Here is a 9,742-nt window from a genome sequence, read left to right as displayed (position 1 = left end):
CACAAACTGGTTTGCGGTGGAAACGATGTCGTTAATACTATCAAGTAAATGAGCTTTAATCTGGTCTAGCATGATTTTTCCCCTTTTATTTTTAGTGTAACATAAAAAACTAACCTACCACAAAACGTGATAGGTTAGTTAACTTAATGACATTGGGCTCTGCTCCTACTTCCTTATTAGCCATGAATCCGTTTCATGTAGTTGGTATAACTTTCTGTGTGCATCAAATCCTTAGCATTTTGAACACGTGCTTTCGTTGGTGGCTTAACACCTTCTAATGTGTAAGGAATGCCAAGTTCATGCCACTTGAATTCACCCAAGGTATGATAAGGCAGGATTTCAAACTTATCCACATTTTTTAGAGTGGCAACAAATTTCCCCAGCTCAATCAAGTCCTCATCAATATCTGTCAAGCCTGGTACCAAAACGTGACGAATCCAGACTGGCACACCCTTGTCAGACAAGTAGCGAGCAAAAGCTAGAATGTTCTTATTTGGCTGACGCGTCACCACAATATGTTGTTTAGGATTGATTTCCTTAATATCAAGCAAGACTAAGTCTGTCACTGCCAATAATTTATCCACAATGGCATGGTACTCAGGTGTATCACGGAAGGTAAAGCCACAGGTATCTAGTGTACAGTTGATGCCTAACTCTTTTGCCTTAGTAAATAGTGCCGTCACAAATTCAATTTGCAGCATGGCTTCGCCGCCAGAAACAGTGATGCCACCATTTTTACCCCAATAATGCTTGTAACGAAGGGCTTCTGCCAGAACGTCATCAACTGTTCTTTCCCGAGATTGGTTGGTTTCCATTGCCCAGGTATCAGGATTGTGACAATATTGGCAACGCATCTTGCAGCCCTGCATAAAGATAACGAAACGAATACCTGGTCCATCAACCGAACCAAAACTTTCTGTCGAATGAATCATTCCTGTTACTTTACCATAATCAATTTCTGCCATAGTCACCGCCTCTTCTTGTAACCGTTTTTATATTTTCATTATACACTTTTCATAAGTAAATGACCAGCCTTGTGTTTGTGTTTGCAGGCTTTCTTTCCTATAACAGTTGACATATTTTCATAAGGTTTATAGTACAGAAAAAAGATTAGCCTCATGACTAATCTCCCTCTTCTTCAACTTCAATCTCAGTCATGATGACCTTCAGCTTAGTAACACGGCCGTCCTTGACCTTGTCGTTAATGAGCTGAATATGTTTTTCTTTGCTGTCAACATCAAAGGCTTCCTTTTCTTCCTGACTGGGAATACTTCCAACGCCTGTCAAATAGTAGCCAGCAATGGTATCCACATCATCACTTTCAAGTTCGGTGTCAAAATAATCATTGAAATCATTAAGGGTCATGGTTCCCAGAACGATAAAGGTATTTTCAGCAATTTCACGAACGGATAATTCTGCCTTATCAGTCTCGTCATCAATTTCACCAACAATCTCTTCCAGTAGGTCCTCAAGCGTTACAAGTCCAGCAACACCACCATATTCATCCAAAAGAATCGCCATTTGGTTCTGTGTATTTCTCAATTGTCTGAGTAAATCATCCACAAAAATAGTTTCAGGTACGAAAAGAGGTTCTTGCAGAATTTTGCGTAAGTTGAGATTGTCAAAACCTGACTGGAAGCCGGCCTCCAACAGTCGCTTGGTGTGCAGAACGCCGATAACCTTATCTTTGTCTCCTTCAAAAACAGGAATACGAGAATAACTTTGCTTGAGAATAGCTTCAATATTTTCTCTGGTATTATCCTCAATATCAATCATAAAGGCATCTGTACGAGGCACCATGACTTCACGCGCCATCAACTCATCCAGTGAAAAGACACCTTGTAGCATTTCAATTTCCTCAGCATCCAGAGTTGCCTCGCTGTTGGTCAACATGTACTCAATCTCATCACGGGTCATTTTCTCATCTGCATCATCAAAGGTCATTGGGGTAATGCGGCTGAGCAGATTAGTCGAAGCCGACAGCAACCAGACAAATGGACTGACAATCTTGCCAAGAATAATGACAACAGGCGCTGAAATGACTGCTAGATTTTCTTTTAAGTTCATGGCAATGCGCTTGGGATACAATTCCCCAAGAACGATTGAAATATAAGTCAAGAAAATAAGAGCAATAACGCTACCTGCCGTCTGTGCCGTAGCTGAGTTGCCTAGCCAACCTGCGATGACCTTGCCAAGTGAAGCTGATAAGCTTGCCCCTTGCAAGAGACTGATAAAGGTGATGCCGACCTGAATGGTTGATAAAAAATTATTGGGATTGTCCAAAACCGACAGAAGACGGATATATTTTTTCTCTCCTTCTTCAGCCTTTTGTTCTACACGTGAACGGTTCAGAGAAACCATGGCCATCTCACTGGCTGAAAAGAAAGCATTTAAAAAGGTTAAAACGAACAATAAAATAAATTGAAAAATAAGTGGCTGACTACTAGGGTCTTCCATTAGTGTATTACTCCTAAACATAAATATAGTGTCATTATTATACCATAATTTAAGATAAAGTGATAAGAAAGGACTGGGTGCGGAAGAACTCCCCCAACCTAACCTATCTCGGTACTTGGGGATAGGTAGAGGCAAGTATCCAAAAATCTTGACAAGCTTCCCACCAGCTTATACTATTTGTCGGAAAGTCCGACGGCGTCACAAAAGTTTATCTATTTGGAGAAGACTAGGAAAGTTCCTCAAAAGGAGTGAGAAAATGGTATAATTGATACTAATAAAAATGATTTCTCGAAAGGACAGATTCTATGGCACAAATTTCATTAAAAGACGTCAGTCTGAAACGTCAAGGAAAAGCACTTCTCTCCCATCTTAATTGGCAGGTCGAAAAGGGACAAATGTGGGCCATTCTTGGACTCAATGGATCTGGAAAAACAACCCTTCTCAAGATGCTTATGGCCGAGTATTTCCCATCTGAAGGAGAGGCTGAGGTGTTGGGTGTTAAGTTTGGACACGGTGATATTCCCAGTATGCGCAAGAAAATCGGTGTCGTTGGTTCTTTTATCGCTGAACGCCTACCAAAGATGATGAAGGCTGAGCAGGTCGTTTTGACAGGTAAATACAAGTCTAGCATCCTCTACAAGGCTTATGGTGAAAGGGAGCTCAATGAAGCACGCCAAATGCTAATCGCTCTGGGCGGCGAAAAACTGCTGGGACGCACCTACTACGAGCTGTCACAGGGCGAAAAGCAGTTGCTCCTCATAGCCCGCAGTCTCATGGAAGACCCTGAAATCATCATTTTAGACGAAGCCACCAGCGGCCTTGACCTCTTTGCTCGTGAAAAATTGCTGGCGCAGGTGGAGAAAATCGCTGACCTACCTCACGCACCAACGGTCATCTATGTGACCCACCATGCCGAAGAAATCACCGACCGCATGAGCCACATTCTCCTGCTTCGCAAAGGCCACATTGTCGCTCAAGGCTCCAAAGCTGACATCATCAAACCAGATGTCCTTGAAGACTTCTACCAAAGTCCTGTCCGCATTCTTCCCATTGATGACAAACGCTTTTTCATCAAACCAGAACTGGATGAAATCATCTCATAGAAAAAAGGAGACTAAACCACCATACTAGTCTCCTTTTCCTTTAAACGACAGGTTTTGCCTGGTTGCTTTTCAGACATAAGACTATCTTCTATAGTTCTTGGTAAATGTGGTCAATCAAACTGATGGCAGTTTGATAATTATCAATGTAAGAACCCCCGATAAATTCAAGCGGAACGCCTTGATGATTTTCAGCCACAAGTTTCTTCAAGTGCCGAGTAAAGGCCTGACGAATCCCTGCGTCAGCCATGGTCATGTCACGAAAACCATCATCAACATAATCACCTGTCGGCAGGACAAAGATAATCAAATCCCACTTTTCATTGCTGACGGTCTCCGCACAAAGAGAATGGAATGAACTTGACGACTCAGCAATGTAATAATCATAGTAGGCCTGCGTCACAGTTGCATTGGTGTCAGCGATGACCAATCCACGATTTTCAGGCGAATCAATCATATCTGATGTCTGCCTGAATTGACCAGTCAGCAGGTAATTGTAGTCCTTTTCCGTCAGCTCATCATCACGCACATTGTAGCGGCTTTGGTAATATCTGGCGTATTCTAAGGACACGGGACAAGAATAATAGCGCCCCAGATCCTTGACCAAAGTCGTTTTCCCATTAGAAGCCGATCCGACAATCAAGACATTCTTGGAAAAATGTCTGCGGAAGGGCTTTGCAATGAAGTTCCAATACTTGGCCGGATTGTCGCGAATGAGACTGGCCGATATGCCAAAATGCCGCTCCGTGTACCTGACTTGAAAACCACGTTCTTGTAGTGCTCTTTCGTATTCCTTTTCAGAAACATAGAAAATGGGTTCTTCATCCGATGCTAGGAAAACCAAACTCAAAAGACGTTCCAACCACAAATCCCAGCCCTCAGGATAGACAGGAAGCCCAGTTTCATCCAGTTTTCCAACTGAAATGAGACCGTCATCATTGAAGGTTTCTCTGATATAGCGAAACCGTTTCTGCAAGCCTAGTCCAATCGCATCCCCACGATCATTGGCCAATCCTGACACCAGAACAACTGCCCGCTGGCACTCACGTTTGGCACGTTGAATCAAATCAATATGCCCCTTGTGCATAGGAGCAAAAGCTCCAAAGACGATAGCAACCTGTGTTGTCATAATGTTTACACCTTTTTGTTACTTTTATACTTACATGCTACACTTTTTTCACAGCAACATCAAACCTTTTGATAAAAAATAACACCTAGGTAGGTGTCACTTCAACTTCTCAATCATGACCAAAAACGGTGGGGTATTGACCTGATTAAGCGGTTGGTAGAGCATGGTCGCAAAAGTTTCCTGCGGTAATTTTTTTACATAATCTAGCACCGCATCTTTTTCCATGTCCCCACCCTCATGACCGTAGTAAATCATGATGGAGAGACGACCGCCAACTTCCAGACGCTCAAGGATTTTCCCGATAGCTTCCAGCGTCGTATCAGGCATTGTGATAATGCTTTTATCAGCACTTGGCAGGTAGCCCAGATTGAAAATAGCTGCGCGGATAGGCTCGTCAACGTACTTGTCCACATGCTGGTGGCCATCAAGGATGAGCTGAGCATTTTCAAGACCCAGCTGCGCCAAACGTTCTTGGGTCTTCTGCACCGCCCGTTCCTGCACATCAAAGGCATAGACCTTTTTTGCCAAAGCAGCCAGAAAGGCCGTGTCATTACCATTTCCCATAGTCGCATCAAGCGCTATGCTGTCTTTCTCTAAAACCTCTGCCAAAAAATCATGGGAGAGGTGAAGGGGACGTTTCATATCCTTTTCCTTTCTGTCGCTAATCCGTGAAACAAGCATCTCTTAAGGAGGCTGCGTCTAGGAAGAATAACCCAAACTCACTATTCAACTCCTATTTCCTCAAGCGAATGCTCCTAAAGCCTTATCCAAAAACCATTCGCCCGAGCGGACGATCTTTACAGACCTTGCAAAACGTATCAGCCGGAGCTGATAAGTCATAGCCAAAATCCTTAGCTTACTGGGTGACTTGAAAATTAGAACTTTCTATCTTGCAGCCTTGATAAGACCCCCGTCTTTCCATTTCCTTGTCAATAGCATTGAGTACTTCCCACTTGTTGAGGCTCCACATAGGTCCAATCAACATGTCGCGCGGTGCATCTCCTGTGATGCGGTGAATGATGATGTTCTTGGGAATGATTTCCAGCTGGTCGCAGATGATAGAGACGTATTCGGCCTGACTGAGCAGCTGCAAACGCCCCTCGTGGTAGTCGCGCTGCATACGGGTATTGGTCATAAGGTGCAGTAGGTGCAGCTTGATACCGTTAATGTCATTATCTGTCACACAGCGACGCACATTTTCCAGCATCATCTCATGCGTCTCACCCGGCAGGCCGTTGATAAGATGGGAAACAATCTCGATCTTAGGCGCCAGCTCACGCACACGCTCAACCGTCTCCACATAAAGCTCATAGCTATGAGCACGGTTGATAAGGGCTGACGTTTTCTCGTAAGTGGTCTGAAGCCCAAGCTCCAGCGTCACATGCATGCGTTGGGATAGCTCCGCTAGGTAAAGGATCGTCTCATCAGGCAGACAGTCAGGTCTTGTCCCAATGTTAATACCTACCACACCCGGCTCATTGATAGCCTGCTCATAGCGCTCGCGGATGACTTCAACCTTGTCATGTGTATTGGTGAAATTCTGGAAATACACCAAGTATTTCTTGACCTCAGGCCACTTACGGTGCATGAAATCAATTTCCTTATAAAACTGGTCACGAATAGGCGCATCAGGTGCTACAATAGCATCACCCGAACCAGACACCGTACAAAAGGTACAGCCGCCACGTGCTACCGTGCCATCACGATTAGGACAGTCAAAGCCCGCATCAATGGGCACCTTGAAAATCTTCTCGCCAAAAATCTGACGGTAGTAATCATTTAAAGTATTGTATCGTTTTTTCATAAAATCTATTATAACACTTTCAGCATAAGAAAAGTAGTGACCTCACATCACTACTTCTGTTTGGATTTGAAACGCCATTCAAAACGTTTTTGGTCATAAAAAGGATAGACAAAAGATAGTTGAGCAATGGCTAGCAGCCAAGCAGCTAAGATGTCTGTCGGGTAATGCACACCCAAGTAAATTCTTGACAGAGCTGTTAGGAAAGCAAGCAAGATAAGGAGTACTTGCAGCAACCGTACTAGAAACTTGTTGGCCAAGCGTTGTCCAATGATAACGGCCAAGGACATGGCCACAATCAACGTCGAAGCGGCATGCCAACTTGGAAAAGATGGTCCCATTGGTCTTGGAATCAGGTAAGTAAGATTTGGCCTTGATCGATTGTAGAGATACTTGAAAAGAGTTGACAAAATCCCCATTAAAACCAAATTACCAAATAAGAGATAGCCTTCCATTTTCCATGATTTCTTAAAGTAAAAAAAGATAGCGAGCGCAAGCGTATAGATGAAAATACCAATTTCGCTGCCCAAACTGGTAATGACTTTGAAAAAGCTAGTTAGACCCGCTGGCAGATTGCCACGCACTGTGGTCTGAATGTTGCTGTCAAATCCTTTGATGGCTTCAGGATAGAATTTGACAACATAACCTAGCATGACAAAAGCCAAAATGACAAAGGATGCGCGAATAAAATGTGTCTGTTTTTTTTTCATAGAAAAAATTATAGCATAAAAGCTTACATTTTTGAAAGGACAGGCTTAAGACAAGTATTTAAAATATAGAAAGCTACTGCAAAAATGGCACCTTCCATCAGATTAAAGGGCACCACCATGGCAAAGAGGTAATTCCCCAAACCAAGCATAGCTTTGATGTCAAAATTGGCCAATTTAGCGTAAAGTGGTACGGCGTAAATATAATTGAGAACCAGCATAGCTAGTGTCAGACCGATAGTCCCTGTGACAGAAGCTATGATATAATTCTTGCCAGTTGGACTCTTTTTCCATAGTAGCGCCATAGCCAGAACAAAGAGTCCCAAGGCAATGACATTCATAGGCAGACCAATCAAGGTGCCTGCTCCACCATTATTTAACAACAGCTTGAGCAGCGTCCTGATGATGAGGATGCCAAAGGCGGAACCTAAATCCAGTGCCACCAACCCAACCAGGATTGGCAGAACAGACAAGTCAACCTGCAGGAAACTTGCTGCTGGAATCAAGGGAAATTGAATGTACATCAGCAAGAAAGAAAGTGCTGAAAGAATGGCAATATAAGCCAATTTGCGTGTGTTTGTCATAAAAAAATTCCTCCAATTTTTACAAATTGAAAGAAGGTCCATGAGTTTGAGCATAGCATAAAAAATCTATACAAAAAATCCTGGTCTTCTCCCATCCAGACTTTACTGTCGGTTGTGGAATCGCACCACATCAGCTTTCGCTCGCGGACTTCTGCACTCTCTAAGTTGACTAAACATTCACTTTGACACAAGGCGCTAATGACCTATCAAAGAAAAATATCGTCAACGGAAACACAGTCACCGCCGGTCGGGAATTACACCCTGCCCTGAAGACAAGTATAGGATAACAAAAAAAATTCATAATTGCAAATATTTTAATTACTAATTAGTATTTTCTAGATATTCTACTTTCCAACCTACTAGTGATGAAACAGCCAAAAACGCCTCTCAATAATGAGAGACGTTAATATCTATTAAGCGTCAGTTATCTTAATAAACGGAGCACCGACTCCGGCTGTATCAACTGGATCTGTACTTTGTTCCCGCCAGAGGTTAGATACTGGATACCAGCCTGAAAAGCTTGGAGTATAAGGATCACGAACGTAGGTTGCACCATTTGAATAACCTCTTAAAACAAGTTCATGACTGCCATGAAGGACAAATTTATCATTCTGAACAGCAGCTAAAACATGGTGGCCTTCTTGCAGGGCTGTTACTAGGTTTGAATAACTTCCCAGAGGCGTTGCCTTGTAGCCCCAATGATTGGAGGCCATGAGAACACCGCGACCTGTTGTGCCAAAAGTACCACGATTAAATTCAACTGTGTTGTAGTAAAGATAGTCTGCGACCTGTGTTGGCAAAATAGTGTTGCCACTCAAGGCTGTAAACACCATGGCTAAGGAAGTTGGAACACAGCCTGCCGCATCAATATTACTAATACCATAATAACGGCCAGCCCACCGAGCATCTCTTTGACTGTAGTATGGTGTATCATAGGTTGTTTTCTTAACTTGAATATTGCCCGACGTTAAGAAATACATCTTGCCATTATCATTTTGATAGACATGTATGAGGTATGTCCCTATGCCACTATGTTGGCTGACATTAAAGCTGACACTAGCACTTGTACCATTGCGATTAGCAGAATACCATTTAATATCATCTTGGCCATTGGCCTGAGACCAGACCGCAAAAAGTACATCACCTTTTGAGTATACTTTATTAATAGATAGGCTATAAAGCCCTGTTCCCTTATAATTTGAAGCAAAGTCATGGCTACCATTAACTTTATCAAAATAATAACTTCCTAAAACAAAACCATTTCTAGTTTGGTCTAGATAATCAATATAAACATGAACCTGATAGTTTCCAGCAAGATTGTGATGATATTTTTCATCTACCTTAATCTCTATACGCCCATCTTTCATGTTGGAACTAGTATACCAGTAAATATTTCCTTGATTATTTTCAGACCAAGCTGCAACAAGAACTTGCTTAATGGGCTTAGAAAATTCAGAATCCATGACTACAACATTTAAATTTCCCTTATCCCTTTGATAGTTAGTTACTTTAATAATTGGTGTAGTCGTCACTGGCTCATTCTGCTCAGTTCCTTTATCCTGCGAACGCATGCCATACCAAGCAACATCTTCATAGCGCCAGCCAAGTTTGGTCAGAGAAACCACTTCACTCTTAGATGCTGTGTAGTGATGGCTACCTGATTTAGCATTAGGATTATAAAGGCGATACATAGCAATTGTTCCTGCCGAATACCAAGCAATACCTTCATAGCGCCAACCCAGATTTGACAAATTAGTCATCTCACCCTTGTTTANTGTATANTGGTGATCACCGGCATTAGGATTATAAAGACGATAAACTTCCTCTCCTTTGGTCGGTGCATACCAGGCTACATTTTCATCACGCCAGCCAAGCTTAACAAGACTTACTTTTTCGTAACCATTTGAGGTATAAAAATGCTCGCCTGAGTTGGGATTGTAGAGACGATACATGGCTAATGTGGT

9 protein-coding genes and 1 riboswitch are annotated in these 9,742 nt (G+C 42.6%); of the genes, 1 reads left to right on the top strand and 8 read right to left on the bottom strand.

The features are described 5' to 3' along the window. Window positions 1-176: 176 nt before the first annotated feature. Complete coding sequence (gene pflA / locus A3GS_RS0108055) at window positions 177-965, bottom strand: pyruvate formate-lyase-activating protein (RefSeq protein ID WP_018364910.1); 789 nt, start codon at window positions 963-965, stop codon at window positions 177-179. A gap of 157 nt (window positions 966-1,122) precedes the next feature. Further along, complete coding sequence (locus tag A3GS_RS0108045) at window positions 1,123-2,457, bottom strand: hemolysin family protein (protein ID WP_018364909.1); 1,335 nt, start codon at window positions 2,455-2,457, stop codon at window positions 1,123-1,125. A 305-nt stretch (window positions 2,458-2,762) separates the two neighbouring features. Between A3GS_RS0108045 and A3GS_RS0108035 the strand changes: the two genes are divergently transcribed. Beyond that, a complete protein-coding gene (locus A3GS_RS0108035; protein ID WP_018364908.1) occupies window positions 2,763-3,560 on the top strand; it encodes an ABC transporter ATP-binding protein in 798 nt (265 codons plus the stop codon). A gap of 88 nt (window positions 3,561-3,648) precedes the next feature. Here the strand turns inward: A3GS_RS0108035 and A3GS_RS0108030 are convergent, their stop codons facing one another. The 6 genes from A3GS_RS0108030 to A3GS_RS11710 all read right to left on the bottom strand — a co-directional run bounded on the left by A3GS_RS0108030 (window position 3,649) and on the right by A3GS_RS11710 (window position 9,730). After that, window positions 3,649-4,686 carry an AAA family ATPase gene (locus A3GS_RS0108030; RefSeq protein WP_018364907.1) on the bottom strand — a complete coding sequence of 346 codons (1,038 nt, stop codon included), beginning with the start codon at window positions 4,684-4,686 and terminating at the stop codon, window positions 3,649-3,651. Between the two features lie 96 nt (window positions 4,687-4,782). After that, entirely contained in the window at window positions 4,783-5,328 is a 546-nt protein-coding gene (mnmM, locus tag A3GS_RS0108025; protein WP_018364906.1) for a tRNA 5-(aminomethyl)-2-thiouridylate-methyltransferase MnmM, read from the bottom strand. Window positions 5,329-5,542: 214 nt separating this feature from the next. Beyond that, window positions 5,543-6,490, bottom strand: a complete 948-nt coding sequence (mnmL, locus tag A3GS_RS0108020; protein WP_018364905.1) for a tRNA modification radical SAM protein MnmL/YtqA — start codon at window positions 6,488-6,490, stop codon at window positions 5,543-5,545. Between the two features lie 50 nt (window positions 6,491-6,540). Then, window positions 6,541-7,197, bottom strand: a complete 657-nt coding sequence (locus tag A3GS_RS0108015) for a phosphatase PAP2 family protein (RefSeq protein ID WP_018364904.1) — start codon at window positions 7,195-7,197, stop codon at window positions 6,541-6,543. Window positions 7,198-7,220: 23 nt separating this feature from the next. Continuing rightward, window positions 7,221-7,778 (bottom strand): ECF transporter S component, encoded by a 558-nt coding sequence (locus tag A3GS_RS0108010; RefSeq protein WP_018364903.1) that lies wholly within the window; start codon window positions 7,776-7,778, stop codon window positions 7,221-7,223. 79 nt (window positions 7,779-7,857) lie between these two features. Then, window positions 7,858-8,056, bottom strand: a riboswitch (FMN riboswitch). Between the two features lie 135 nt (window positions 8,057-8,191). Next, a complete protein-coding gene (locus tag A3GS_RS11710; protein ID WP_476712958.1) occupies window positions 8,192-9,730 on the bottom strand; it encodes a GBS Bsp-like repeat-containing protein in 1,539 nt (512 codons plus the stop codon). Window positions 9,731-9,742: the final 12 nt, after the last annotated feature.

This window comes from Streptococcus caballi DSM 19004 (assembly GCF_000379985.1).
Lineage (GTDB): Bacteria > Bacillota > Bacilli > Lactobacillales > Streptococcaceae > Streptococcus > Streptococcus caballi.
The sequence above is the reverse complement of the archived record's forward strand: the minus strand, read 5'-3'. Positions and strand labels throughout refer to the sequence as shown.

What these genes read in the sequence shown, in the direction of transcription:
- A3GS_RS0108015 (WP_018364904.1), bottom strand. Translation starts at nt 7,197, where the DNA reads ATGAAAAAAAAACAGACACATTTTATTCGCGCATCCTTTGTCATTTTG.
- mnmL (WP_018364905.1), bottom strand. Translation starts at nt 6,490, where the DNA reads ATGAAAAAACGATACAATACTTTAAATGATTACTACCGTCAGATTTTT.
- mnmM (WP_018364906.1), bottom strand. Translation starts at nt 5,328, where the DNA reads ATGAAACGTCCCCTTCACCTCTCCCATGATTTTTTGGCAGAGGTTTTA.
- A3GS_RS0108030 (WP_018364907.1), bottom strand. Translation starts at nt 4,686, where the DNA reads ATGACAACACAGGTTGCTATCGTCTTTGGAGCTTTTGCTCCTATGCAC.
- A3GS_RS0108035 (WP_018364908.1), top strand. Translation starts at nt 2,763, where the DNA reads ATGGCACAAATTTCATTAAAAGACGTCAGTCTGAAACGTCAAGGAAAA.
- pflA (WP_018364910.1), bottom strand. Translation starts at nt 965, where the DNA reads ATGGCAGAAATTGATTATGGTAAAGTAACAGGAATGATTCATTCGACA.
- A3GS_RS0108010 (WP_018364903.1), bottom strand. Translation starts at nt 7,778, where the DNA reads ATGACAAACACACGCAAATTGGCTTATATTGCCATTCTTTCAGCACTT.
- A3GS_RS0108045 (WP_018364909.1), bottom strand. Translation starts at nt 2,457, where the DNA reads ATGGAAGACCCTAGTAGTCAGCCACTTATTTTTCAATTTATTTTATTG.